Here is a 24,441-nt window from a genome sequence, read left to right as displayed (position 1 = left end):
TTAGTCACGCTCCATGGCAAGGCTGCCACTACCACCCGCGCGCGCGGTGCTGCTCAACGAGCTGCGCAGGAACGAGGACATCGTCGCGGTGCACCCGGCCACCCGCCTGGTCCGGATCTTCACCGCACGCGGCAACCACCCGCAGCGCTGGGACACCTTCCGCTACACCGGCCCGCTGCCGCACGGCCGCTTCGACCCGCAGCAGCCGCGGCACGGCGAGCCCGTGCACGACCCGCACAACGGCGTCCTCTACTTCGGACTCTCCGTGCGCACGAGCATCGCGGAGGTGTACCAGACCACGTCCACTGTGGATCGCAAGACGCGTGGCCCGCACCTGGTGGTCGTCCGGCCGTCGCGGACCCTTCGCCTGCTCGACCTCTCCGGCCTGTGGCCCACGCGGGTCGGCGCATCGCAGGAGATCTCCAGCGGCCCGAAGAAGATCACCCAGGCCTGGGCGAGGGCCGTGCGTGCGGCGTTCGGCGACCTCGACGGCCTCTGGTACCGCTCGTCGATGGACTCCGGCGCACCGGCCATCTGCCTGTGGGACCCGCCCTCGGGTGGCGCGCTGCCGTCGTCGCCCGACGTGCTGCTGCCGCTTGACCACCCGGGTCTCGACGTGCCGCTCAGCCGTGTCTGCCAGGAGCTGAACTACCTGATGCTCAACTGACCGGCAGGTGCCGGCTCCACCAGTCGAGCACTGCCTCGAAACGCTGCAGGCGGTGCCTGGGCTTGCCGGAGCGGGTCAGCTCGTGGCCTTCGCCGGGGAACAGCAGGAACTCGGTCTCCGTGCCGTTCTTCCTGAGCGCCACGAACATCCGCTGTGCCTGTTCGAGGGGGCAGCGCCAGTCCTGCTCGGAATGCACAACGGCGAACGGGATCCGGATGTCGGCGGCGTAGGTGAGCGGGCTGCGCCTGCGCTGTTCCTCCGGATCGGCGCCCACGTAGTTCTCGGTGAAGAACCAGCCGATGTCGGAGCTGCCGGAGAAGGAGTCCCACGCGTTGACGGCCCGCTCGCTCCACGCGGCGCGGAACCGCTCGCCGTGGTGCGACGCGAGCCAGCCGGTCATGAACCCGCCGTAGGATCCGCCCATGACGCCGACCCGCCCGGAGTCCACATCGGAGCGTTCCAGCGCCGCGTCGAGCAGGGCCAGCAGGTCGTCGGCGTCGACAGTGCCGAGCGCCCCGATGACGGCGCGCCCGTGGCTCTCGCCGTAGCTCGCCGACCCCCGCGGGTTGGCGAGCACCACGGCGTAGCCGGCCGAGGCGTACACCTGCGCCTCGTCGAAGAGACTCCACTCGTAGGGCGCGAACGGTCCGCCGTGTATGACGAGCAGCACGGGGTGCGGGCCCTCACCATCGGGCAACACGAGCCAGCCGTGCACGGGGTATCCGTCGGGCGCGGTGGCGGTGATCTCCTCGGCGGGCCGGATGCCGCTGTCGCGCAGCGGCGCGGAGAAGTCGGTCAGCGGACGCGCCTCGCCGCCGGTCAGCAGCACGACCTCGCCCGCGTCGGCAGGCCCGGCCTGCACGAGGACGATCGTGTCCCCGTCGACGGCGAAGCCACGCACGGCGGCACGCTCACCGGCGAGCAGCTTGAGCCCGGACAGCTCCACGCGGTCACCGTCGCGCGGCACCGAGCGCAGCTCCGCCGCGCCGCGGTTGCGCACCACCACGAGCACACCGTCCTCGTACGGAGCGGGCTCGCCCACCGGGGCGCAGTCGACGGTCTCCGTGTCGGTCAGCCTCCTCGGCTCCTCGCCGGAGGCGGCGGCCCACAGGCCGGTGTTGCGGGCGACCTCGGAAAGCCCCTCGAACTCGAAGCCGTAGTAGAAGATCGTGCCGTCGGCGGCGACGGAGGGGTGCGCGGCGGTGCCCCTGGTGCGCACCGCGAGCACCGGGTCGCCGCCCTCGGCCGGGACCGCGTACAGGTCGGTGTGCAGCGTCTCGGTGCGGTCCCAGTCGCGCGGGGCGACGACGAGCACCGACTCGCCGTCGGGTGTCCACGCCGGATCGGAGACGTCGGCCTCGCCCGCGGTCAGCGGTGAGGACTCCGGCTCGGGCGCGGACGCGTCCACCACGAACAGGCGCTTCGGCCGGTCGCGGACAAATCCGATGTCGTCGATGCGGTAGTCGAACCGCGTGATGCGGCGCGGAGCCTCCTCGGCAGGCTCGGGGGCGTCGTCCTCGCCGGGCAGCGGGGTGCCGTAGCGGCCGGGCTCCGGCACGCGCGCGGTGAACGCGATGCGCCGCGAGTCGGGTGCCCACACCGGTGCGTCCACGCCGAGGGGAAGCTCGGTGAGCCTGCGCGCCTCGCCGCCCGAGACGGGCATGACGTGCAGCTGAGGGCGGGAGAGCGGCCCGGACCTGCCGGTGCCGCGAAGGAAGGCGACCCACTGACCGTCCGGCGAGACGGCGGGTGCGCTGTCGCGCTCTCCGTGGGTCCAGGGGGTGTCGGCGCCGTCCGGCCCGATCCGGCGCAGCGAACTCCGGTAGGAGTTGCCTGCCAGATCGGGCCGGGACAGCGCGATCAGGATCAGGTCGCCGGCGAGTGCCGGCCTGCCGGGAACGGCGAGCAGTTCGAGGTCAACGGGACGCACGGCCCCGACACTACCCGATCCTTAGCAGAACTAACGGTTATTTCTCGGTCCGCGAACCGGCTTCCTGCTCCGTGTGGTCCTGGCCCTCGAGCTCGTCCTCGCGCTTCGCCCGCTGCTCGGGCGCCTCGGCCTTCAGGTTCATGCCCCCGGCGCTCGCGGCCTCGGGGTCACGCTTGGCCTTGCGCAGGCTGAGCAGCGTGGTGGCGGTCAGGACCGCCACGATGAAGCCGAGCGACATCCAGTTGTTGATCTCCAGCCAGGCCGGGGTCACGTGGTACTCGTGCAGCGCGTGCAGCACGAGCTTGAGTCCGATGAACCCGAGGATGATCGCCAGACCGTAGGACAGGTAGACGAGCTTGTTGACCAGACCGCCGAGCAGGAAGTACAGCTGCCGCAGCCCCATCAGCGCGAAGGCGTTGGCGGCGAACACCAGGTAGGCGTCCTGCGTGATACCGAAGATCGCGGGGATCGAGTCGACGGCGAACAGCAGGTCGGCGCTGCCGATCGCGATGATCACCACGAACATCGGCGTGATGTAGCGCTTGCCGTCCTTCTTGACGAACGAGTGGTGACCCACGTAGTCGTCGGTCACCGGGAAGATCTTGCGAACCCAGCGCGTGACGGCGTTCTCGTGGTACTCCTCGTGCGCGCCGCTGTCGCGGACCATGCTGACGGCCGTCCACACGAGAATGGCGCCGAAGAGGAAGAAGATCCACACGAACTGCGCGATCAGCGCGGCACCGACCGCGATGAACGCACCGCGCATCACCAGCGCGATGAGAATACCGATCAGCAGGACCCGGTGCTGGTGGATCGCCGGGACCTTGAACGACGACATGATCACCATGAAGATGAACAGGTTGTCGACCGACAGCGAGTACTCGGTGATGTACCCGGTGAAGAACTCGACCCCAGGATCGTGCCCACCGAACACCCACACCCCGATGCCGAAGAGCACGGCGCACGAGACGTAGAAAGTCACCCAGCGGGCGGCCTCGCCTGTCGTGACCTCGTGCGGCTTGCGGTCGACGATCACGAGGTCGATCGCGATCAGGACGAGCAGCCCGCCAATGGTGGCGAGCCACAGCCAAAAGGGCACCGTCATCTAAAGAATCCTCCGGTTAGCGGAATAGTGGCCACTACCCGGAAGTCTCTCCCACCGGACGCACCGGCCGACGGCGCCGGGTGCCCCAAGGGACAGCCGTGTTGACGACGCCGTCGCGAAGGAATACTCCCCTCCACAACGCCTCCATCATCGCGGGTCGCAGTCCGGAAAGCCAGCCACGATCACGCACGTCACCTTGCTTGCATGCGTAACTTCGGTCACATCGGGCAACCCTGTGAACCTAGCGCGGGATGCCCCGCGGACGTTCTCAGCAAACGCACCATAATGTGAACGCCGTGCCCCGAACACTCGAGCTACGCGGCCGTCGCGGCCGCCTGCTGACGATCTTCCTCGTGGCCGCGGTGCTGGCCACGGGCGGCGCGGTCTGGCTGACCAGCGGCGACGAGCCCGCCCGGTTCCACACCCAGGACGCGACCATCGACGTCGCCGCGGCGCCCGGCTCACCCGAACGAGTCCAGCTCGACGTGACGCTGTACCTGCCCGAGCGGACGCCGGCACCAGCCGTGCTGCTGCCGCACGGCTTCGGCGGAGACAAGACGAGCGTGAGCCGCGACGCGGGCGAGCTCGCCGAGCGCGGCTTCGTGGTGCTGACCTACTCGGCCCGCGGCTTCGGGCACAGCACAGGGCAGATCTCGCTGAACGACCCCGACTACGAGGTGGCCGACGCCGCCCGCCTGGTCGACCACCTGGCGAGCCTGCCCGAGGTGCTCATGGACTCCGACGGCGACCCGCGCGTCGCCGTCACCGGCGCCTCCTACGGTGGCGCGCTCGCGCTGATGCTGGCGGGCACGGACCGGCGGATCGACGCGATCGCGCCGGTGATCACCTACAACGACCTCGCGCAGGCACTGCTGCCCAACGCCGCGACCAGGGACGACGTCCAGGCGGGCACGCCGTCACCGGGCGCGTTCGGCGACGACGGTGTCCTCAAGCGGGCGTGGGCGGGCACGCTCTTCGCCGCGGGCCTCGGCGTCCCCTCCACCTCCGGTGGCACCGGTCCCGACGCCGTCGAGCCCGGTGACGAGGTGGACAACGACGACGTCGGCACCGGTCCGGCCTCGGCGGGGGCATCGGCCCCGGCCGCCTCGGGCGGCACGCGGCAGCCCCCGGTCGCCGCGCCGCAGTCGGGCACGTGCGGCCGGTTCACCCAGGCCGTGTGCGCCGCCTACACCGACGTGGCCACCGACGGGCGCGCCTCCGACCGCACGGTCGAGCTGCTGCGCCGCCTCTCCCCCGCCTCGGTCACCGGCGACATCACCGTGCCGACGCTGCTGGTGCAGGGCGAGAACGACACGCTGTTCGGGCTCGACCAGGCCGACGCCAACGCCCGGCAGATCACCGAGGCCGGGGGCACGGTCTCCACGATCTGGTACACGGGCGGCCACGACGGCGGCGGGCCGGGACCGCAGCTGCGCGGCAAGATCGCCGACTTTCTCAGCTTCCACCTCACCGGCGAGGGCGAGGATCCCGGAACGCCGTTCACCTACGACGTGCAGGGCGCGCTGCGGGCCAACGGCGCGCCGTCCGTGCGCAGCGTGCAGGCGGCCGCGTACCCGGGGCTGACCTCGGGCACCACCGAGCGCCGCGCCATCGAGCTCGCCGGAGATGAGCAGACGGTCGTACGCCCACCGGGCGGTACGCCCGCCGCGGTCAGCGGCATCCCCGGCCTCAACCGGGTGGTGGCGGGCTCCTCGCGGTTGTCCGGCCTGTTCTCGGTGGACCCGCCCGGCCAGTCGGCGGTGTTCGCGTCGCGGCCCGCAGGCTCGCAGCTGCTGCTCGCCGGCGCCTCGACCGTGCGGCTGCGCGTGTCGGCCGACGGCCCGGTGCCCGACGGCGGAGCGGTGCTCTTCGCCAAGCTCTACGACGTCAGCCCCGACGGCAGCCGGACGTTGCCGGGCAGCGCGATCGCCCCGATCCGCATCCCGGACCTGCCCGCCGACGGGTCACCGGCCGAGATCACGGTGACCCTGCCCGGCGTGGTGCGGCCCATCGAGGCGGGCCACTCGCTGCAGCTCGTGGTCGGCACCACCGACCAGGCCTACGCCACCCCCACCGAGCCCGCCGCGTTCAACATCTCACTGGTCGAGGGCTCGCCGCTGTCGGTACCGGTGGTGCCGGGCAACACGGTGACGTCCGGCTGGCCGGTCGGGCAGCTGCTCGGCATCGCGGGCACGCTCCTCGCCGCCGCGCTGGTGGCCGTCGTGGCCGCGCTGCGCCGCAAGCGCTCGCACAGGGTGGACCCGGAGCTCGCCGAGACACCGATGGTGATCGAGGGGCTCACGAAGTCCTACCCCGGCGGGCTCACCGCCGTTGACGACCTCTCCTTCCGCGTCGAACCGGGTCAGGTGCTCGGCCTGCTCGGCCCCAACGGCGCCGGCAAGACCACGACGCTGCGCATGCTGATGGGCCTGATCACGCCCACGAAGGGCGAGATTAGGGTGTTCGGCTACCGCGTCACGCCCGGCGCTCCGGTGCTCTCCCGCATCGGCTCGTTCGTCGAGGGCTCCGGCTTCCTGCCGCACCTGTCCGGCGAGGCCAACCTGCGGCTGTACTGGCAGGCCACCGGGCGGCCCGAGGAGAAGGCCCACTTCAGCGAGGCGCTGGAGATCGCAGGCCTCGGTGACGCCGTCCACCGCCGGGTGCGCACCTACAGCCAGGGCATGCGGCAGCGGCTCGCGATCGCGCAGGCGATGCTCGGCCTGCCAGAGCTGCTCGTACTCGATGAGCCCACCAACGGGCTCGACCCGCCGCAGATCCACCAGATGCGGGAGGTGCTGCGGCGCTACGCGGCGACCGGGCGCACGGTCGTCGTGTCCAGCCACCTGCTCGCCGAGGTGGAGCAGACCTGCACGCACGTGGTCGTCATGCACCGCGGGCGGCTCGTGGCCTCGGGCGAGGTGCACGAGATCGTCGCCGCGGGCGGCGAGGCGACGTTCCGGGTGGACAACCCGGAGGCGGCGGCCGAGGCGCTGCGCGCCGTCGGCGGAGTGTCCGGTGTGGACATCGAGGGCACGCTCGTGCACGCCGACCTCGACGGGCTCGCCCGCTCCGAGGCCGTCGCGGCGCTCGTGCGGGCCGGGGTGTCCGTGGAGCAGGCGGGGCCGAGGCGGCGCCTGGAAGACGCGTTCCTGCAACTGGTCGGGGAAGGTGGTGAGGGCAGCTCATGAGCAAGGCGAGCAAGCCCGCCGAGGAGAACGCGCGCCTCGACCACGGCGTGCACACCGACCCGGCGGCGCTGGACGAGCTGACCGACGCGGCCAGCAGCGAGACGACCGAGGTCGGCGCCGACGGTGCCGTCGCGGGGTACAGGGCGAGCCGCACCCTGCGGCTCGGCGTCGAGCTGCGCAGGCAGCTGCGCAGGCGGCGCACCCAGCTCGTGCTCGGGTTCGTGGCGCTGCTGCCGTTCATCCTCGTCGTGGCGTTCGAGATCGGCGACGCGAACCCGAACAACCGCTCGGGCGGCTTCATCGACCTGGCCACGGCGAGCGCGCCGAACTTCGTGGTGCTCGCGATGTTCGTGTCGGGTTCGTTCCTGCTGCCGATGATCGTGGCGCTCTACTTCGGGGACACCATCGCGAGCGAGTCGTCGTGGTCGAGCCTGAAGTACCTGCTCGCGATCCCGGTGCCGCGCCATCGGCTGCTGCGGCAGAAGGCGATCACCTCGGCGCTGCTGTCGGCGCTGACGCTCGCGGTGCTTCCGGTGGTGTCGCTGCTCGTCGGCGTGCTCTGGTACGGAGCGGGAGACGCGATCAGCCCGACGGGAGACTCGATCTCGTTCGGGCAGAGCGTGGTGGCCATCCTGCTCGGCACCGTCTACATCATGATCCAGCTGGCGTGGGTCGCCGGTCTCGGGCTGCTGCTGAGCGTGTCGACCGAGGCTCCGCTCGGCGCGGTCGGCGGCGCGGTGCTGGTGTCGATCCTTTCCCAGATCCTCGACCAGATCACCGCGCTCGGTGACCTGAGGGACTTCCTGCCCACGCATTTCTCGTTCGCGTGGATGGACCTGATCGCCACCGACATCGACTGGACGGAAATGGCCAGCGGCGCGCTCTCGGCGGCACTGTATGCGACGATCTTCGGTCTGCTGGCCGCACGCCGGTTCGCGACCAAGGACATCACGAGCTAGGGGGTCCGGATGCCGTCGATCCACCTCGAACCCGAGGGTGACATCGCCGTGCTGCGCATGGAGCACGGCAGGGCGAACGCGCTCGACATCGCGCTCTGCCGCGAGCTGAGCACACGGTTCGAGGAGGTTGCCGAGGCGGGCGGCTTCCGGGCCGTGGTGCTGACGGGCACCGGCGGCGTGTTCTCCGCCGGGGTGGACCTGAAGCAGATCGTCGAGGGCGGCGCCCGGTACGTGGCGGAGTTCCTGCCCGCCCTTTCGGACGCGTTCCTGAGCGTGTTCGACTTCCCGCTCCCCGTGGTCGCGGCGGTGAACGGGCACGCGATCGCGGGCGGTGGCGTGCTCGCCGCCGCGTGCGACCACCGCGTGCTCGACGCGGGGCACGGGCGCGTCGGCTGGACCGAGCTGCTGGTCGGCGTGCCGTTCCCGCTCGTGGCGATGGAGATCCTGCGCTGCGCCTACGGCTCGGCGCGCCTGCCGGGGCTCACGTTCACCGCGGGCACCCCCTCCGGGGAGGAGGCGCTGGCGCTCGGCCTGGTCGACGAGCTCGCCGAGGCCGGCCGGGTGCTGCCGAGAGCGCTGGAGGCGGCCCGCGCGCTGGGCGCCGTGTCCCCGGCCGCGTTCGCGCACACGAAGAACCAGATCCACCGGCCGTACAACGAGCGCATCGGCGAGCAGCGCGCCGCCGACGACGCGAGGGTCGAGCAGCTCTGGTCGGCACCGGAGACCCTCGCATCGATCGGCGACTACGTGCGCTCGGTGCTCGGCTAGGCCATCGCTGCGGCTCGGCAACGGTCAGCCCCACCGGTACTCGAGGAGCTTCCCGTCGAGGGCCACGACCCCGTCAGCCAGAGCCTCGTCTTCGCGGCGACGGCCGCCGGGCGGCTTCCTTCTTCGTCAACATGGCGCCGGCCGTAGTGCCGTTACGTTGCGCCGGTCTTCCGGCGAAGGGGCGGATCCTCGAGCCGGGTCACCGCACGCGGAACTCGTTGCCCTCCGGGTCCTGCAGGACCAGACACCGTCCCGTGGCGTCGTGCACCTCGCGCAGCACCGTCGCCCCGCCCTGGGTGAGCACCGCTGCGCGCGCCCGCACCTGCTCCCAGCCCTGCTCCGTGCCGGGGCGCGGTGCGCTGGCGTTGACGTCGATGCGCACGCGGTTCTTCACCGTCCTGCCGTCCGGCACGCGCTGGAACAGCAGCCGCGGCCCCTTGCCGGCCGGATCCACGACGGCGGCCAGCAGGCCCTCCTCCCCCGGCCCCTCCGGTTCGACCTCGTAGTCGAGCGCGAGCGCCCAGAACTGCGCGAGCCTGCGCGGGTTGGCCGCTTCGAAAGTCACCTGCACGCCGAGTGCCATGTGGACAAGTGTGCCCCGGGGGCACGGACGATTCCGGCGTAAACTTCGCCGATCAACAGCTCGCACACGGCCCACCCCGGCAAGGAGGCCGCCATATGTCCCGCCCAGTCCACTTCGAGATCTACGCGAGCGACCCGGAACGCGCGATCACGTTCTACGCGACGGTCTTCGAGTGGTCGTTCGAGAGATGGGGCACCAACCCGTACTGGCTCGTGTCCACGGGCGAGGGGCCCGGCATCGACGGCGGGCTCACGCAGCGGGACGGACCGGAGCCGGCGAAGGACGCCCCGCTGAACGCGTGCCCGCTCACCATGGACGTCGAGCACCTCGACGCCGCGCTCCGGAACGTGGAGCAGGCGGGCGGCACCATCGCCGAGCCCCGGCGCGCCATCCCCGGCGTCGGCTGGGTCGCCTACTGCCGGGACACCGAGGGCAACCTGTTCGGGCTCATGGAGAACGACCCGAGCGCGGAGTGACCCTGCCCCCTACTTGACGCCCGCGGCGTCCATGCCGCGCATCTCCTTCTTCAGCTCGGCGATCTCGTCACGCAGCCGGGCGGCCAGCTCGAACTGCAGGTCGCGTGCGGCCTGCATCATCTGGTCGGTCATCTGCTGGATGAGGTCGGCCAGCTCCGCGCGCGGCATCGTGCTGACGTCGCGATCGGTGAGCACACCCGAGCTGCGCACGCGGTCGCCCTGCTCCGGCTTCTTGCCGCGCGACGCGTTGCGCCCCGAGCCACCGACCGCGATGCCCTCCTCGGAGTCCTCGGCCTCGGTGTAGACCCGGTCGAGGATGTCGGCGATCTTCTTGCGCAGCGGCTGCGGGTCGAGGCCCCGCTCCTTGTTGTACGCGATCTGCTTCTCGCGCCTGCGGTTGGTCTCGTCGATCGCGTACCGCATCGAGTCGGTGATCGAGTCGGCGTACATGTGCACCTGGCCCGACACGTTCCGCGCGGCGCGGCCGATCGTCTGGATCAGCGACGTCCCGCTGCGCAGGAAGCCCTCCTTGTCCGCGTCGAGGATCGCCACGAGCGACACCTCGGGCAGGTCGAGCCCCTCCCGCAGGAGGTTGATGCCGACGAGCACGTCGAAGTCGCCGGAGCGCAGCTGCCGCAGCAGCTCCACCCGGCGCAGGGTGTCGACCTCGGAGTGCAGGTACCGGACCCGGATGCCGAGCTCCAGCAGGTAGTCGGTGAGGTCCTCGGCCATCTTCTTGGTCAGCGTGGTGACGAGCACGCGCTCGTCCTTCTCGGCCCGGGTACGGATCTCGTGGACCAGGTCGTCGATCTGGCCCTCGGTCGGCTTGACGACCACCTCGGGGTCGACCAGCCCGGTCGGACGGATGACCTGCTCGACGAACTCGCCGCCGGCCTGGCCCATCTCGTACGGTCCCGGCGTAGCCGAGAGGTACACCGTCTGCCCGATGCGGTCGGAGAACTCCTCCCAGGTCAGCGGCCGGTTGTCCAGCGCGCTGGGCAGCCGGAACCCGTGCTCGACGAGCGTGCGCTTGCGGGAGGCGTCGCCCTCGTACATGCCACCGATCTGCGGCACCGTCTGGTGCGATTCGTCGATGACGAGCAGGAAGTCGTCGGGGAAGTAGTCGAGCAGCGTGGCCGGAGCCGAACCGGCCGGGCGGCCGTCGACGTGCCGCGAGTAGTTCTCGATGCCGGAGCAGAACCCGACCTGACGCATCATCTCGATGTCGTAGCTCGTGCGCATGCGCAGGCGCTGCGCCTCCAGCAGCCTGCCCTGCTTCTCCAGCTTCGCGAGCTGCTCCTCGAGCTCCGCCTCGATGCCCTGGATGGCCTTCTCCATCCGTTCGGGGCCCGCGACGTAGTGGGTGGCCGGGAAGATCCGTACCTCGCCGACCTCGCTGACGATGTCGCCCGTGAGGGGGTGCAGGTAGTACAGCTTGTCGATCTCGTCGCCGAAGAACTCCACGCGGATCGCGAGCTCCTCGTACGCCGGGATGATCTCGACGGTGTCGCCGCGCACCCGGAACGTGCCGCGCGCGAACGCGAGGTCGTTGCGCGTGTACTGCACGTCGACCAGCGCCCGCAGGAACGTGTCGCGCTCCACCTCCTGCCCGACCTCCAGCTTCGCCGAGCGGTCGAGGTACGACTGCGGGGTGCCGAGACCGTAGATGCACGACACGCTGGCCACCACGATGACGTCGCGCCGCGACAGCAGGTTCATCGTCGCGGAGTGCCGCAACCGCTCCACGTCGTCGTTGATCGACGAGTCCTTCTCGATGTAGGTGTCGGTCTGCGGAACGTAGGCTTCCGGCTGGTAGTAGTCGTAGTAGCTGACGAAGTACTCGACCGCGTTGTTCGGGAACAGCTCCCTCAGCTCGTTGGCCAGCTGCGCCGCGAGCGTCTTGTTCGGCGCCATCACCAGTGTCGGCCGCTGCACCCGCTCGATCAGCCACGCCGTGGTGGCCGACTTGCCGGTACCCGTGGCGCCAAGCAGCACGACGTCCTTCTCGCCTGCCTTCAGCCTGCGTTCGAGCTCGTCGATGGCCGCGGGCTGGTCGCCCGCGGGCCGGTAGTCGCTGACCACCTCGAACCGGCCGTCCGACCGCGGGATCTCGGAGACGGGCCGGAACTCGGAATGCGCCAGCACGGGGTGTTCGGTTGCGAAAGCCACGTTCCCCAGGGTAAGCGCAGCCACCGACAATTCCCGCCCGGCGGCGGAGAACCCGCTAGGAGGCGCGGACCAGCCTGGGCGGCAGGTTGCGCGCCGACACCGCGAGGCACGTCTCGCACGGCATGCCGGTGAAGCCGGAAAGCAGCTCGGCCTGGCCGGGCAGGATCTCCTCGCCGCAGAGGGCGGCCAGCTCGCGGGGCGGTGTGCCGAGGGCCGGGTCCGGTGCGGGCACCAGGTGACACACGCGTCTGGTCTCGCCGACGACACCGCGCCGCAGGCGGACGACCATCACCGCTTCACCTGGTTCTTGCACTACGGACCCCATATCAGAAGAGTAGGGGCTCGCCAGGGCTGACGCTTCGTGCCACCCGACCAATGATCGCCGACACGACTGGTCCGGCAGACCGAAGAAGTGTCTCACTACGGGCCTGCCCCTTCCTGCCCGCATCTGCAGTGAAGGCCACCATGCCTGCGCCCACCCGTCTCCCCCCACCACCCAAACGGAGACGCTGCGCGCCGCTGTGTTCGATTCCACGCAGTGAAGGTGGCCTTCACTGCGGGCGATGCCGGGGCGAGGAGGATCATGAGCGGCGGGGCAGGACGGCGGCGCCGAGCCGGTGGCACAGGTTGAGGGCGAGCTCGACGTCGAGCCGGTTGTCCGTGACGGGCCTGCCGAGCAGCTCCACGGCCTTGCGCACGCGGTACTGCACCGAGTTCTTGTGCATCAGCAGCCGCGCCGCGGCGGCGGTGTAGCTGCTGCCCGTGGCGAGGAAGACCCGCAGCGTCTCCCGCAGTCGTTCGTGCTGGTCGTCGTCAACCGCGAGCCCCCTCAGGGTGTCCTCGACCCACATCCGCGCCGCCGAAAGGTCCGACGCCATCAGCGCGAACGCGCCGACGTCACGGAACGCTAGTACCCGTTCACAGCCCTTGCCCGCGGCCACCGCGAGCGCGTGCACGCGCGCGGCCTGCCGGTGGGTCCGCCGGAACCCGTCGAGGTCGCGGCCAGGGTCGCCCACCGCGAGACGCACGTCGGCGTCACCCGCGATCGCCCGCTCCAGCGCCTCCGCGGTGGGCACCTCCGGCTCCCTGACCGGCAGCCACACCCACGCGCACAGCTCGTCGTTGGGCACGAACAGCGGCCGCGCGTCGCGCGCGAGCTGCTCGGCGAACCGGCCTGCCAGCGCCTCCAGCCCGCCCAGCGGGTCGATCGGGTGCGCGTTGTCGGGGTACCAGACCACGAGGCCGACGTGGTTGCCGCGCAGCCGGTAGCCGAGCGCGGCCTCGCTGGCGCCGATGTCAAGGCCGTCCTCGTCCAGCAGGGCGCGCACCCGTGCCGCCCGCACCGCGCTGCGGTTGAGCAGCCAGTTGTCGCGCTCCTCCTCGTAGGCGGTGACGACCTGCTGGGTGACGCGGTCGATGAACGTGAACGCGCCGGACAGCGCGTCGCGCATGGCGACGCCGAGCACGTCCACCTCGCGGATCTGCCGGATGCCCTCGTCGATCGCCTGCTCCAGCACCTCCATCTGCCCGAGGTAGTAGGCGCGGATCAGGTCCACCACCGGGGTGCCGCGCTGCGCGAGGCGGCGAGCGTACTCGAGCGCGGCGGCGGGTGCCTCGACGCGGGCCGGGTCGATGCCGTGCATGAAGATGCGCACCGCGGTGTCGATATTCTGGTAGACGCTCGCGGAGAGCAGGCTCACCATGCCCTCGTCGTCGTGCACGAGGTGCGGCAGCTCCCGTTCGTAGAGGCTCACCAGCTCGGCCGTGACCTCCGCGGCACGCTCGTTGAGCGCCGCGGCGATCCGCGAGAGCCTCTCCGAGTGGCCGGCCGCGTCCTCCACGTGATCACTCTAGGGTGTTCGCTCGCCCTGTGGGAGCGAACCCCGCAAGATGGCAGCATGCATCCGCCGAAGCGTGAGAGGTTCGACGTCGCCGCACGCACCAACACCGATCCGAAGGGGATCGTCCGGGAGGTGGAGGAGTACCGCCGGACGCCGTTCGGCCTCTACCTGGCCCGCCCCACGCCCGGCCGCGAGCAGTTCCACTACCTCGAGTCGTGGCTGCTGCCCGCGCTCGGCCTGCGCGTGACCGACTTCTGGTTCAGTCCGGGGCACGAACGCGACCAGGACTTCTACCTCGACGTGGTGAGCATCGAGACCGAGGGCGACACGTGGCTGGTCACCGACCTCTACCTCGACCTGGTGCTGCGCAACGGCAAGGGGGTCGAGGTGCTCGACACCGACGAGCTGCTCGCGGCGGTCGCGGGCGGCATCGTGCCGCGGGGGCAGGCGTGCCGCGCGCTGGAAACCACCTACGCGACCGTCGACGCGCTCGCCAGCCACGGCTACGACCTCGCGCGCTGGTTGTCCACTATGGACATCTCGCTGACCTGGCGGCGGCATCCACCGAACGGTTGATGCCGGCTGCGCCTGTGGGTGGACCGGGGTATGGCCGCCGGGACGATCCGGACAGCGCCCTTACCAAGCGATGCTTGGCCCATGCCCATCATCGACGTGCAGAACCTGCACAAGCGCTACGGCGACAAGGTCGCCGTCGAGGACGTTTCGTTCACGGTCGAGCGCGGGGAGATCTTCGGGATCCTGGGGCCGAACGGAGCCGGTAAGACCACGACCGTCGAATGCATCGAGGGCCTGCGCAAGCCCGACGGAGGCACCGTCTCCGTGCTGGGGCTCGACCCGCGGCGCGACACCGCCGAGCTGCGCCAGCGGCTCGGCGTCCAGCTGCAGGAGAGCGAGCTGCCGGAGCGGATGAAGGTGCGGGAGGCGCTCGACCTCTACGCCTCCTTCTACCGCAACCCCGCGAACCCGGACGAGCTGCTGGACATCCTCGGCCTCACCGCCAAGCGCGACTCCGCGTACAAGAAGCTCTCCGGCGGCCAGAAGCAGCGGCTCTCGATCGCCCTTTCGCTCATCGGCAACCCCGAGGTCGCCGTGCTCGACGAGCTCACGACGGGGCTCGACCCGCAGGCACGGCGCGAGGTGTGGGACCTGATCGAGCACGTGCGCGCGGGCGGCGTGACGATCGTGCTCGTCACCCACTTCATGGAGGAGGCCGAGCGCCTCTGCGACCGGCTCGCGCTCATCGACTCGGGCAAGGTCGCCGCGATCGACACCCCGGCAGGGCTCGTCGCGGGCGTCAACGACGAGCAGCGGATCCGGTTCCGGCCTTCGCGGCCGATCGAGGACTCGGTGTTCGCCGAGCTGCCGGAGGTCCGCAGCGTCGAGCGCCGCGGAGCGCAGCTCGTGATCACCGGCACCGGCAACGTGCTGCACGCGGTCACGTCCGTGCTGGCGCGCAGGCAGATCATCGCCGGTGAGCTGCGGGTGGACCAGGCCAATCTCGACGACGCGTTCGTCGCGCTCACCGGCCGGAAACTGGACTGAGGGGAAGAAGGACATGTCCGCACTGGGCAAGATGACCGCCAGCGAGACCAGACTGTTCCTGCGCGATCCCGGGGCCCCGATCACCGTGGTCGGGATCCCCGTGGCGCTGCTGCTCGTCTTCAGCCTCATCCCCGGCGCCAGCGAGCCGAACGCCGAGTTCGGCGGCAACTCCGTGATGGCCAACCTGATCGCCCCGCTGGCCGTCGCGATCCTGCTGGGGATGCTCGCACTGACGATCTTCCCGGCCTTCATGGCGACCTACCGGGAGAAGGGCGTCCTGCGCAGGCTCTCGGCCAGCCCCGTCTCACCGAGCACGCTGCTGATGGCCCAGCTGATCGTCAACCTCGTCGCCGCGCTCGTGGTGGTGCTGCTGGTCGTGGTGATCGGCACCGCCGTCATCGGCATGGAGGCACCGGCCAACCCGCTGGGCCTGACGGTCTCGATCGTGCTCGGCACAGCGGCGCTGTTCGCGATGGGCCTGCTGATCGCCGCCGTGGCGCCGACCGGCCGCGCGGCCGGCGCGATCGGCTCGGCGGCGTTCTTCCCGATGCTCGCGCTGGGCGGCGTGTGGGTGCCCAAGGAGCACCTGCCGTCGTTCTTCCAGGGTGTGGCGGACGTGTTGCCGATGGGCGCCACGTACAACGCGTTGCGGGAGACGTGGGCAGGCGGCGACCCGCAGCTGCTGCAGCTCGGCTCCCTGGTGGTGTTCACCGTGGTGTGCCTCGTGCTCGCGGCGCGGTTGTTCCGCTGGCAGTGACGGGGGACGGCCATGAGCGGCTCGTGGCTCCTGAAGAGCGTCACCGGCGATAATCAGCCGGTGCACGACTGCGACGAGCCGCGATCGGCCTTCCTGACGACCGCCACGGACTCGCCGTGGCGGCCGTGGGTGCACCGGCTCGAACGCGTCATGCCCCTCGTCCTCCTCGGTCTGGCGACCTTCTTGAGCCTCCTGCAGGGCCAGCCGTGGGAGCGGCGGTGGGGCACCCTCGCGCTGGTGGGCGTGGCGCTGTGCTGGGTACTCGCGACCGACACGTTCCTGCCCCGGCGCTGGCGCGAGTCGACCCCGGTGCTCGTGGTCGCCTTCGCGGGGCTGCTCACGATCGCGAGCGTGCTGATGGCCAGGGACCTGCTGTTCCTGATCTTCCTCATCACGTGCTTCTTCCGTGCGATCGTGCTGGACCCGATGCCGCTGGTGCTGCTCGGGCTGACGGCGACGTCAGCGCTGATCAACAGCCTCGGCTCGGGCGGACCACTGCAGGCGCTGCGCGAGTGGCCCGTCCCGTACCTGGCGATCGTGCTCATCCAGACGCTCGCCATCGGCGGCGGACTGGAGGTGTCGCGTCAGCTGGTGCGGCAGAACGAGCAGCGGCGCAAGGCCGTGGCCGCGCTGGAGGCGGCGCTGGAGGAGAACGCGGGACTGCACCGCCAGCTCCTCGCGCAGGCGAGGGAGGCGGGCGTGCTCGACGAACGCCAGCGCCTCAGCCAGGAGATCCACGACACCCTCGCGCAGGGCTTCACCGGGATCATCACGCAGCTGCAGGCCGCCGAGGAGGCCCACGGCGATCCGGCCGAGCGGCAGCGGCACCTCGACGCCGCGTCGGCTCTGGCCCGCGAGAACCTGCAGGAGGCACGGCGTGCGGTGCACGCGCTGGGCCCGGAAGCGCTCGACGGGGGCGCCGGGCTGCCCGAGGCGCTCGGCGGCGTGGTGCGCCGGTGGTCGCAACGCTTTGGCGTGCCCGCGGAGTTCACCACCACCGGCACCCCCGGCCCGATGCACCCGGAGATCGAGGCGACGCTGCTGCGGATCACGCAGGAGGCCCTCGGCAACGTCGCGGAGCACGCGAAGGCCGGCCGGGTCGGGCTCACCCTGTCCTACATGGAGGATCAGTTGACACTCGACGTGCGCGACGACGGGGTCGGTTTCGACCAGGACCGCCTGCGCCGCAACGGAAACGGGTACCGGGGCTTCGGGCTCAGCGGCATGCGCCAGCGAGTGCAGCGGCTCGCCGGATCGCTCGTGGTCGAGTCCGAGCCGGGCGGCGGCACCGCCATCTCGGCCACCGTGCCCGCCATCCCCTTCCAGGAGTCCCGGTGACCGCGTTGATCAGCCTGCTCATCGTCGACGACCATCCGATCGTGCGCGACGGCCTGCACGGCATGTTCACGCGGGAGGCCGGCTTCGAGGTGCTCGGCGAGGCGGGTGACGGCGACCAGGCCGTCACGCTGGCCGAGCGGCTGCGCCCCGACGTGGTGCTCATGGACCTGCGCATGCCGGGCACGGGCGGGGTCGCGGCCATCGCCGAGCTCGCCAGGCGCGGCAACCCGGCGCGAGTGCTCGTGCTGACCACCTACGACACCGACTCCGACGTCGTGCCCGCGATCGAGGCCGGCGCGACCGGCTACCTGCTGAAGGACTCGCCACGCGACGAGCTGTTCCGCGCGGTGCGGGCGGCCGCCCGTGGCGAGTCGGTGCTCTCCCCCGCCGTCGCGAGCCGCCTGCTGGGGCGAGTGCGCGCCCCCGCCGAGGAGCCGCTGAGCCAGCGCGAGATCGAGGTGCTGGAGCTGGTCGCGCGCGGATGCACCAACAAGGAGGCGGCGAAGCGGCTGTTCATCAGCGAGGCGACCGTGAAGACACACCTGCTGCACCTGTACGCGAAGCTCGGCGTGAAGGACAGGGCGGCGGCCGTAGCCGTCGGCTACCAGCGCGGTCTGCTCTGACCGGGCTACGCCTCGGGGACGCTGATCAAGGAGAGCATGACGCGGTCCTTTCCCGGGGCGTGCTCGAAGTACGGCTCGAGCACCTCGAGGAGCCGTTCGCCGATCGCGGCGGCGTCGTCCTGGTCGACGTAGATCGCGACCTGCCGGTAGTTCAGCTGGTCGTTGCGGGTGTAGAGCTCGCCACGTTCGACGAGCCGGTCGAAGCTGCCCGCCACCTGAGCCAGCATCGTGAGCATGGCCTCCCGGTGCTGCTCGACGGTCATGGCCTGCGCCTCGTCCTCCCCCACACCGGGAGTGGTCTGGTGGAAGGTCACGGTCCGTTCGGTCGCGCCCCGCACGCGCCGTTCCCGGACCACCGTCAGGTATCCGGCGTCGATGAGCGCGGCCACGTGCCGGTAGAGGGTCGTGGACGGAACCTCGGGAAGCTCGCGCTTCAGGTCGGTCGTGGTCACTTCCCGTCCCATGACGTGCTGGACGATGCGCCAGCGGACGGGGTGGAGCAGGAGGTCGGCCGTCGGAGTGCCGGAGTTGCCCACAGTGTCACCGGTCCCAATGGTAGTATTGTTCCCACAGGTGGAAATATTACTGTTGTTCCCATCCGGAGCGTACGCGTCAGCCGAAACGGAGGCCTCGCCATGGCCACGACAGCAATCAGGGACAGCCGCCTCGTCATCCGGTTCTCGTGGTGGGAACGGCTCCTGGTGCGGCGAGCCACGTACGAGACGCCGCTGGCCGCTGTGACGGAGATCGAGGTCCGCGACCGCTGGTCGCCGGTGATCGGAGCGCGCGCGGGCCTGATCGTCACCGGGCTGCTCAAGGTCGGCACCTGGAGGTCCCCTGGCGCCGTGCGGCTCGTGTGCATGAAGCGGGGCCTGCCGACCCTGCGGGTCGTGCTCGACAGAGGACGATCCGGTGGCGGTTTCGACGAGTTGCTCATCGGCTCCAGTCACGCCCGTGAGACGCAGGCCGAGTTCCGGGCCACCCGTACCTAGGGGCGTGCTGAACAGCCCCGCCCGTAGCGAGCGGCGATCCAGACGGCGGTGTCCCTGCGGGACACCCGCCACCCGAGTCCTGCAAGGCGGAGGGAAGCCCTCGCACCGGGTCGTACTCGGGCTTTCCGGCAACGCGGCGAGGGCCGTCTGGGCGTCGCGCAGTAGGGCAGCGGTTGCTCGGCGCACGCCTAGGGGCCGTCGGCGCTCCACCCGGTGCGCGCGGCCCACTCCTCGGCCCGCTTGAACCCGGCGTCCACCCACGCCTGCTTCTCCAGTGCGTAGCCCTCGGTGGTGCCGTCCTCGGAGTGCGCCCGCGCGAGCCTGCGCTTCTCCTCCGTGTAGGCGGCGACCTCGTCGGGGTTGGCCCGCAGCCAGTCGCGGAAGAGCAGCGCGAGCCGCCACGCCGGTCCCCGCACCGAGCGCACGTGCAGGTTGACCATGCGTGCCGGATCGGCGTTGTGGTGGAACCGCTTGTGCCACAAGTGTTCCGGCGCAGCCCCGCCGTCCTGCGGGAAGTCGAACCAGGCACCTTCCGCACGGACGAAACCGGCCTCGGACAGCGCGTCACTGATCGCGTCGGCATCGTCCAGTGTGGACACCGTCAGCTGCAGGTCGAGCACGTCCTTGGCCATGAGCCCCGGCACGGCCGTCGACCCGATGTGGTCGGCCCGCACCAGCCTTTCCCCCGCGACGAGCCGGATGCGCGCGAGCGCCCGCTCGGCCTGCGCCGGCCACGTCTCGTCGTGTTCCACCAGCCGCGGCGAGCGCGGCGGGCGCGGCTTGCGCAGCCGCACGTTGGCCTCGAAGGGAACGAGGCGGTCGGCCCACAGCGCGTCGACCTGCGCCAGCACGATGTCGCGGGTACCGCTGTTGTCGAGCCACACGTCGGCGGCCGCAAGCCGCTGCTCCCGGCTCGCCTGCGCGGCGATGCGCGCGCGGGCGTCCTCCTCGGCCATGCCCCGCGACTCGACGAGCCGCCGGATCCGCACGTCCTCCTCGGCGTCGACCACGAGCACGAGGTGGTAGTTCGGCGCCATGCCGCCCTCCACGAGGAGGGGGACGTCGTGGACCACGATCGCGTCCGGCGCGACCTGCGCCATCAGTTCCACCGTGCGGTCGCGGATGCGCGGGTGGACGATCGCGTTGAGCCGCAGCCGCGACTCCTCGCCGGTGAACGCCTTCGCGGCGAGCGCGGCCCGGTCGAGAGCCCCTTCGGGTCCCAGGATCTCCTCGCCGAAAGCGGCGACGAGCTCCGCGAGGCCCTGGGTTCCCGGCTCGACGACCTCCCTCGCGATGCGGTCGGCGTCGATCAGCACGGCCCCGTGCTCGGCGAGCCGCGCCGCCACGGTCGACTTGCCCGCCCCGATTCCCCCGGTGAGACCCACTCGCAGCATGCCTGCATTCAATCAGGCCGCGCGCGCATGCTGACTCTCAGCCAGCAACCCGATCGTGACGCAATTAGTTAGGGTGACACGCCGCGTGCTTACGACGATTCCGCTCATCGGTTGCGTACGGTGCCGGGCATAGGCGGTCGCCCACCCGGAGGAACGATGCCAGCCAGCAAGTACGTGGGGAGACACCGGCTCGGTACGCCCGGGCTGGTGCACTGCGTCATGCATCGTCCCGTGGCGGTCGCGCTCGACGAGTACCGCAGAAGCTGGCTGACGGCGCTGCTGGTTCCCGCCAAGCACAGCCTCGCCGGCCTGCGCCGTCGCGCCCGCGCCGCCGCCCACGAGCGCGCCTGGGCCCCGGCGACCACGTAAGGACCAACCCCTCAGCGGCCCGTATCCCGACAGGGATGCGGGCCGCTGCTTTTGTCAGCCCCGGCGGACTGCAGTGAAGGCCACCTTGCCTGCGTTGAACGCAGGCAAGGTGGCCTTCACTGCAGATGGGCTACGTCAGAGTGGGGGCACGGAAAAGGCGGTGGCCCCGGTCCGTGCGGACCGGGGCCACCGCCCTTACTCAGCTAGCTGCCGGGCTGCGGCTCACGCACCGCCCGAGAGCTTCTCGCGCAGAGCCGCGAGCTGCTCGTCGCTGGCCAGCGTGCCGCCGCTGCTCTTCGAGCTCTGGTCGGACTGGCCGCCCGAGGTGTAGCTCTGGTCGCCACCCTCGACGCCGGTCGCGCCCTCGGCGACCGCCGCGGCGTTGGCCTGGGCCGCCTCGGCGACCTGGCGCATGTGCTGCTCGTAGCGAGCGTGGGCGTCGGCGTACTGCTTCTCCCACTCCTCACGCTGCTTCTCGTAGCCTTCCTGCCACTCCTGCGTGTCGGGGTCGAAGCCCTCGGGGTAGATGTAGTTCCCCTGCTCGTCGTACTCGGCCGCCATGCCGTACTGGGTCGGGTCGAACTCCGAGTCCGGCGTGAAGCCCTCGTTCGCCTGCTTCAGCGACAGCGAGATCCGGCGACGCTCGAGGTCGATGTCGATGACCTTGACCATGACCTCGCCGCCGACCTGCACGACCTGCTCCGGGATCTCCACGTGGCGCTCGGCCAGCTCGGAGATGTGCACCAGGCCCTCGATGCCCTCCTCGACGCGGACGAACGCGCCGAACGGGACGAGCTTGGTGACCTTGCCCGGCACGATCTGGCCGATCGCGTGGGTGCGGGCGAACTGGCGCCACGGGTCTTCCTGGGTGGCCTTCAGCGACAGGGAAACGCGCTCGCGGTCCATGTCGACGTCGAGCACCTCGACGGTGACCTCCTGGCCGACCTCGACGACCTCGCTCGGGTGGTCGATGTGCTTCCAGGACAGCTCGGAGACGTGCACCAGGCCGTCGACACCACCGAGGTCCACGAAGGCACCGAAGTTGACGATCGACGAGACGACACCCTTGCGGACCTGGCCCTTGGCGAGCGCGTTGAGGAACTCGCTGCGCACCTCGGACTGGGTCTGCTCCAGGTAGGCCCGGCGGGACAGGACCACGTTGTTGCGGTTCTTGTCCAGCTCGATGATCTTGGCCTCGAGCTCGCGGCCCACGTAGGGCTGCAGGTCGCGCACGCGGCGCATCTCCACCAGCGAGGCGGGCAGGAAGCCGCGCAGGCCGATGTCCAGGATGAGGCCGCCCTTGACGACCTCGATGACGGTGCCCTTGACCGGCTCGTCCTTCTCCTTGAGCTCCTCGATCGTGCCCCAGGCGCGCTCGTACTGGGCGCGCTTCTTGGACAGGATCAGGCGACCTTCCTTGTCCTCCTTCTGCAGGACGAGGGCCTCCACCGCGTCACCGACGGCGACAACCTCTGCCGGGTCGACATCGTGCTTGATGGACAGCTCACGGGACGGGATGACGCCCTCGGTCTTGTACCCGATGTCGAGCAGCACTTCGTCGCGATCGACCTTGACGATCGTGCCTTCGACGATGTCGCCATCGTTGAAGTATTTGATCGTCTTGTCGATTGCAGCGAGGAAGTCTTCCTCCGTCCCGATGTCGTTGACGGCGACCTGCTGCGCCTGCGCGGGGGCACTCGGGGCGGTGGTGGTGTCGATGGTCATTAGGTGGGTTGCTCCGGTAGCGGATTGTGTTAGGAGATCTGCGGTTGCGTAGCGCATCGATGGGAACCAAGGCGACTACGATGCAATCGTTCACCCACGAACGGCCGCGAGCATCACCTCGAGGTGCGCGACCCTGACCGCCCAGCGTTTGCCACTGAGCCGAAGGCAGCGCGAACCCACTGCGCTAGAGAACATCGTACGCGGCGCGCGGCGCAGGGCACAATCAGGGTCCACCGACGATCACCGTCCCGTCCGGCAGGGAGGATGAACCCGTGTCCACACCCTCTCCCGCCGACCGCCACGAGCGCGCCGAGCAGGCCCTCGGCACCGCCGGTGTCGCCTACCGCCCCGTCGGCTCCGCCGAGGCCGTCACGGCCAATTCGGCCTGGTGGGACGCGGACGCCGACGCCTACCACGCCACCCACGGCGAGTTCCTCGGCGAGGCCGACTTCGTGTGGTGCCCCGAGGGGCTGCGCGAGGCCGACGCGCGCCTGCTCGGCGACGTCGCGGGCGCCGACGTGCTCGAGGTCGGCTGCGGCTCGGCGCCGTGCGCGCGCTGGCTGACGGCGCAGGGTGCCCGCACCGTGGCGCTCGACCTCTCGGCGGGCATGCTCCGGCACGCCCGCGAGGGCAACACGCGCACCGGGCTGTATCCGGCCCTGCTGCGGGCGGGCGCCGAGCAGCTGCCGCTGCGGGACGACAGCTTCGACCTCGCGTGCTCCGCGTTCGGCGCCGTGCCGTTCGTCGCTTCCGTCGACGCCGTGTTCGCGGAGGTCGCGCGCGTGCTGCGGCCCGGTGGCCGCTGGGTGTTCGCGGTGACCCACCCGTTGCGCTGGATCTTCCCCGACGACCCCGGACCGAACGGGCTCACCGCCACGCAGCCGTACTTCGACCGCACGCCGTACGTCGAGGTGGACGAGGACGGCGCGGCGACCTACGTCGAGTACCACCGCACGGTCGGCGACTTCGTGCGCGCGCTCGCGGCAGCCGGATTCCGGCTGGTGGACCTCGTGGAGCCGGAGTGGCCAGCCGGGCACACACGCACGTGGGGGCAGTGGAGCCCGCTGCGCGGCAAGCTCTTCCCCGGCACGGCGATCTTCAGCGCGGTGCTCGATCCATGACCGGCTTCGCGGCGCTCGACCCGCTGCTGCCCGAGACCGTCGATCCCGGCGCGGGCGAGCGGCTCACGGCGTCGCTGCCGGACGGCCGCGAGGTCGAAGGCGTGCTCTACCGGGCCCGCTACGAGGGCTGGGCGAGCCTGTGGCACAGCAGGCGGACGTGGGAGCTGGCGCCGCTGGACGCCGGGCTCGGCGGCGAGGCGATGTCGGCGCTGCTCGGCGCGCTGCGCCAGCGCCTGGCCAGGGAGTCGCCGGGCCCGGACTCGGCGTGCACGGTGACCTGGCCGAGCCTCGACACCGGTGTGGTGCCCGCGCTGCTGCGGCACGGGCTCACGCCGAGCGCGGTACTCGCGGTCCGCGAGCGGGCACCCGTCCCCGAGGTGCGGGCGGGCGGCGTCGACGTGCGGGCCGCGACCGGGGCCGACGCGGAGGACCTCGCCGGGCTGTGGCTCGACGAGCTGCGCTACGCCGCGCTCGTGGGCCCCGCCGTGGAGCGACCCGACGCGGCCCGACGGCTGCTGGCCGAGCTGCGCAGGACGCTCGCGCGGGGCGAGCCGGTGTGGCTCGCCGAGGCCGAGGGCGTGCCCGTCGGGCTCGCCGTGTGCGCTTGGCCTGCCCCGGCGCCGGACCGGATCGCGAACGGCCTGTGGGCCCGCGTCGGCACGGTGTCGGTCGCGCCGGAGGCCCGCGGCACCGGCGTCGGCCGCACGCTCATGGCGACCGCGCACCGCGAGCTGCTCGCGCGGGGCGCACACGGCACCTACCTGTTCTACAGTCCGCACAACGCGTTGTCGTCGGTCTTCTGGCACCGGCAGGGATACCGTCCACTGTGGACGATATGGGAGGTCAGACCGGCTTCGGCGTTGAGCTAGCGAA

Annotated in this window: 23 protein-coding genes; 14 read left to right on the top strand and 9 right to left on the bottom strand. The window is 71.0% G+C overall.

Going from position 1 to position 24,441, the window contains the following annotated elements:
• Positions 1–13: 13 nt before the first annotated feature.
• On the top strand, positions 14–667 hold the full coding sequence (locus DI005_RS04780) for an RES family NAD+ phosphorylase (RefSeq protein WP_112272182.1): 654 nt from the start codon (positions 14–16) through the stop codon (positions 665–667).
• Here the strand turns inward: DI005_RS04780 and DI005_RS04775 are convergent.
• Together DI005_RS04775 and DI005_RS04770 are read right to left on the bottom strand one after the other, a co-directional pair.
• Positions 660–2,597: a S9 family peptidase gene (locus tag DI005_RS04775; RefSeq protein WP_113641370.1), complete on the bottom strand. Its 1,938-nt coding sequence runs from the start codon at positions 2,595–2,597 to the stop codon at positions 660–662. The two genes, DI005_RS04780 and DI005_RS04775, sit on opposite strands and share 8 nt — an antisense overlap.
• Positions 2,598–2,634: 37 nt before the next feature.
• Positions 2,635–3,702, bottom strand: a complete 1,068-nt coding sequence (locus DI005_RS04770) for a TerC family protein (protein WP_112272186.1) — start codon at positions 3,700–3,702, stop codon at positions 2,635–2,637.
• A gap of 251 nt (positions 3,703–3,953) precedes the next feature.
• Here DI005_RS04770 and DI005_RS04765 point away from each other — a divergent pair, with 251 nt between their 5' ends.
• The 3 genes from DI005_RS04765 to DI005_RS04755 are packed head-to-tail and all read left to right on the top strand — an operon-like array spanning position 3,954 to position 8,617.
• Positions 3,954–6,890, top strand: coding sequence for an alpha/beta fold hydrolase (locus DI005_RS04765; RefSeq protein WP_199542507.1), 2,937 nt, complete (start codon positions 3,954–3,956; stop codon positions 6,888–6,890).
• Positions 6,887–7,849, top strand: a complete 963-nt coding sequence (locus DI005_RS04760) for an ABC transporter permease (RefSeq protein WP_113641369.1) — start codon at positions 6,887–6,889, stop codon at positions 7,847–7,849. Before DI005_RS04765 ends, DI005_RS04760 begins: the two co-directional genes overlap by 4 nt.
• 9 nt (positions 7,850–7,858) lie before the next feature.
• Positions 7,859–8,617 (top strand): enoyl-CoA hydratase/isomerase family protein, encoded by a 759-nt coding sequence (locus DI005_RS04755; RefSeq protein ID WP_112272190.1) that lies wholly within the window; start codon positions 7,859–7,861, stop codon positions 8,615–8,617.
• Between the two features lie 199 nt (positions 8,618–8,816).
• Here DI005_RS04755 and DI005_RS04750 read toward each other — a convergent pair whose 3' ends face one another.
• A complete protein-coding gene (locus DI005_RS04750; RefSeq protein WP_112272191.1) occupies positions 8,817–9,200 on the bottom strand; it encodes a VOC family protein in 384 nt (127 codons plus the stop codon).
• Between the two features lie 95 nt (positions 9,201–9,295).
• Here DI005_RS04750 and DI005_RS04745 point away from each other — a divergent pair, with 95 nt between their 5' ends.
• The gene (locus tag DI005_RS04745; RefSeq protein ID WP_112272192.1) at positions 9,296–9,676 is read left to right on the top strand and encodes a VOC family protein; all 381 of its coding nucleotides are present in this window, start codon (positions 9,296–9,298) and stop codon (positions 9,674–9,676) included.
• A 9-nt stretch (positions 9,677–9,685) separates the two neighbouring features.
• Here DI005_RS04745 and uvrB read toward each other — a convergent pair whose 3' ends face one another.
• The 3 genes from uvrB to DI005_RS04730 form a co-directional block, all read right to left on the bottom strand.
• Positions 9,686–11,845, bottom strand: a complete 2,160-nt coding sequence (uvrB, locus tag DI005_RS04740; protein ID WP_112272193.1) for an excinuclease ABC subunit UvrB — start codon at positions 11,843–11,845, stop codon at positions 9,686–9,688.
• A gap of 55 nt (positions 11,846–11,900) precedes the next feature.
• Positions 11,901–12,134, bottom strand: a complete 234-nt coding sequence (locus DI005_RS04735; protein ID WP_228714157.1) for a hypothetical protein — start codon at positions 12,132–12,134, stop codon at positions 11,901–11,903.
• Positions 12,135–12,426: 292 nt separating this feature from the next.
• Positions 12,427–13,686 carry a CdaR family transcriptional regulator gene (locus DI005_RS04730; protein ID WP_112272195.1) on the bottom strand — a complete coding sequence of 420 codons (1,260 nt, stop codon included), beginning with the start codon at positions 13,684–13,686 and terminating at the stop codon, positions 12,427–12,429.
• Between the two features lie 57 nt (positions 13,687–13,743).
• On the opposite strand from DI005_RS04730, the gene DI005_RS04725 reads away from it, so the two are divergent.
• The 5 genes from DI005_RS04725 (at position 13,744) to DI005_RS04705 (ending at position 17,967) form a co-directional block, all read left to right on the top strand.
• Positions 13,744–14,262, top strand: a complete 519-nt coding sequence (locus DI005_RS04725; RefSeq protein WP_113641368.1) for a DUF402 domain-containing protein — start codon at positions 13,744–13,746, stop codon at positions 14,260–14,262.
• A gap of 81 nt (positions 14,263–14,343) precedes the next feature.
• Positions 14,344–15,249 carry an ABC transporter ATP-binding protein gene (locus tag DI005_RS04720; RefSeq protein ID WP_112272197.1) on the top strand — a complete coding sequence of 302 codons (906 nt, stop codon included), beginning with the start codon at positions 14,344–14,346 and terminating at the stop codon, positions 15,247–15,249.
• 13 nt (positions 15,250–15,262) lie between these two features.
• On the top strand, positions 15,263–16,006 hold the full coding sequence (locus DI005_RS04715; RefSeq protein WP_228714152.1) for an ABC transporter permease: 744 nt from the start codon (positions 15,263–15,265) through the stop codon (positions 16,004–16,006).
• A gap of 12 nt (positions 16,007–16,018) precedes the next feature.
• Positions 16,019–17,344, top strand: a complete 1,326-nt coding sequence (locus DI005_RS04710) for a sensor histidine kinase (protein ID WP_113641367.1) — start codon at positions 16,019–16,021, stop codon at positions 17,342–17,344.
• A gap of 5 nt (positions 17,345–17,349) precedes the next feature.
• Positions 17,350–17,967: a response regulator transcription factor gene (locus DI005_RS04705; RefSeq protein WP_112273164.1), complete on the top strand. Its 618-nt coding sequence runs from the start codon at positions 17,350–17,352 to the stop codon at positions 17,965–17,967.
• 5 nt (positions 17,968–17,972) lie between these two features.
• On the opposite strand, the gene DI005_RS38145 is transcribed toward DI005_RS04705, so the two are convergent.
• Positions 17,973–18,503 carry a helix-turn-helix domain-containing protein gene (locus tag DI005_RS38145; protein ID WP_158559776.1) on the bottom strand — a complete coding sequence of 177 codons (531 nt, stop codon included), beginning with the start codon at positions 18,501–18,503 and terminating at the stop codon, positions 17,973–17,975.
• A 99-nt stretch (positions 18,504–18,602) separates the two neighbouring features.
• Between DI005_RS38145 and DI005_RS38140 the strand changes: the two genes are divergently transcribed.
• Positions 18,603–18,959 carry a hypothetical protein gene (locus tag DI005_RS38140; RefSeq protein WP_158303186.1) on the top strand — a complete coding sequence of 119 codons (357 nt, stop codon included), beginning with the start codon at positions 18,603–18,605 and terminating at the stop codon, positions 18,957–18,959.
• 188 nt (positions 18,960–19,147) lie between these two features.
• On the opposite strand, the gene coaE is transcribed toward DI005_RS38140, so the two are convergent.
• The gene (gene coaE / locus DI005_RS04695; RefSeq protein ID WP_113641365.1) at positions 19,148–20,353 is read right to left on the bottom strand and encodes a dephospho-CoA kinase; all 1,206 of its coding nucleotides are present in this window, start codon (positions 20,351–20,353) and stop codon (positions 19,148–19,150) included.
• A 156-nt stretch (positions 20,354–20,509) separates the two neighbouring features.
• On the opposite strand from coaE, the gene DI005_RS04690 reads away from it, so the two are divergent.
• A complete protein-coding gene (locus tag DI005_RS04690) occupies positions 20,510–20,722 on the top strand; it encodes a hypothetical protein (protein WP_110339826.1) in 213 nt (70 codons plus the stop codon).
• Positions 20,723–20,944: 222 nt separating this feature from the next.
• Here the strand turns inward: DI005_RS04690 and rpsA are convergent, their stop codons facing one another.
• Positions 20,945–22,447: a 30S ribosomal protein S1 gene (gene rpsA, locus DI005_RS04685; protein ID WP_112272203.1), complete on the bottom strand. Its 1,503-nt coding sequence runs from the start codon at positions 22,445–22,447 to the stop codon at positions 20,945–20,947.
• A gap of 272 nt (positions 22,448–22,719) precedes the next feature.
• On the opposite strand from rpsA, the gene DI005_RS04680 reads away from it, so the two are divergent.
• A complete protein-coding gene (locus tag DI005_RS04680) occupies positions 22,720–23,568 on the top strand; it encodes a class I SAM-dependent methyltransferase (RefSeq protein WP_113641364.1) in 849 nt (282 codons plus the stop codon).
• Positions 23,565–24,437: a GNAT family N-acetyltransferase gene (locus DI005_RS04675; protein WP_112272207.1), complete on the top strand. Its 873-nt coding sequence runs from the start codon at positions 23,565–23,567 to the stop codon at positions 24,435–24,437. Before DI005_RS04680 ends, DI005_RS04675 begins: the two co-directional genes overlap by 4 nt.
• Positions 24,438–24,441: the final 4 nt, after the last annotated feature.

This window comes from Prauserella sp. PE36 (assembly GCF_003311655.1).
Lineage (GTDB): Bacteria > Actinomycetota > Actinomycetes > Mycobacteriales > Pseudonocardiaceae > Prauserella_A > Prauserella_A endophytica.
Note: the sequence above shows the minus strand (reverse complement) of the source record. Positions and strands in the feature narration are given on the sequence as shown.

Coding starts and splice junctions, on each gene's coding strand:
- DI005_RS04745 (WP_112272192.1), top strand. CDS start 9,296: ATGTCCCGCCCAGTCCACTTCGAGATCTACGCGAGCGACCCGGAACGC.
- DI005_RS04690 (WP_110339826.1), top strand. CDS start 20,510: ATGCCAGCCAGCAAGTACGTGGGGAGACACCGGCTCGGTACGCCCGGG.
- DI005_RS04770 (WP_112272186.1), bottom strand. CDS start 3,702: ATGACGGTGCCCTTTTGGCTGTGGCTCGCCACCATTGGCGGGCTGCTC.
- rpsA (WP_112272203.1), bottom strand. CDS start 22,447: ATGACCATCGACACCACCACCGCCCCGAGTGCCCCCGCGCAGGCGCAG.
- DI005_RS38140 (WP_158303186.1), top strand. CDS start 18,603: ATGGCCACGACAGCAATCAGGGACAGCCGCCTCGTCATCCGGTTCTCG.
- DI005_RS04760 (WP_113641369.1), top strand. CDS start 6,887: ATGAGCAAGGCGAGCAAGCCCGCCGAGGAGAACGCGCGCCTCGACCAC.
- DI005_RS04720 (WP_112272197.1), top strand. CDS start 14,344: ATGCCCATCATCGACGTGCAGAACCTGCACAAGCGCTACGGCGACAAG.
- DI005_RS04715 (WP_228714152.1), top strand. CDS start 15,263: ATGTCCGCACTGGGCAAGATGACCGCCAGCGAGACCAGACTGTTCCTG.
- DI005_RS04750 (WP_112272191.1), bottom strand. CDS start 9,200: ATGGCACTCGGCGTGCAGGTGACTTTCGAAGCGGCCAACCCGCGCAGG.
- DI005_RS04675 (WP_112272207.1), top strand. CDS start 23,565: ATGACCGGCTTCGCGGCGCTCGACCCGCTGCTGCCCGAGACCGTCGAT.
- coaE (WP_113641365.1), bottom strand. CDS start 20,353: ATGCTGCGAGTGGGTCTCACCGGGGGAATCGGGGCGGGCAAGTCGACC.
- DI005_RS04710 (WP_113641367.1), top strand. CDS start 16,019: ATGAGCGGCTCGTGGCTCCTGAAGAGCGTCACCGGCGATAATCAGCCG.
- DI005_RS04765 (WP_199542507.1), top strand. CDS start 3,954: ATGCCCCGCGGACGTTCTCAGCAAACGCACCATAATGTGAACGCCGTG.
- DI005_RS04755 (WP_112272190.1), top strand. CDS start 7,859: ATGCCGTCGATCCACCTCGAACCCGAGGGTGACATCGCCGTGCTGCGC.
- DI005_RS04735 (WP_228714157.1), bottom strand. CDS start 12,134: ATGGTCGTCCGCCTGCGGCGCGGTGTCGTCGGCGAGACCAGACGCGTG.
- DI005_RS04780 (WP_112272182.1), top strand. CDS start 14: ATGGCAAGGCTGCCACTACCACCCGCGCGCGCGGTGCTGCTCAACGAG.
- DI005_RS04725 (WP_113641368.1), top strand. CDS start 13,744: ATGCATCCGCCGAAGCGTGAGAGGTTCGACGTCGCCGCACGCACCAAC.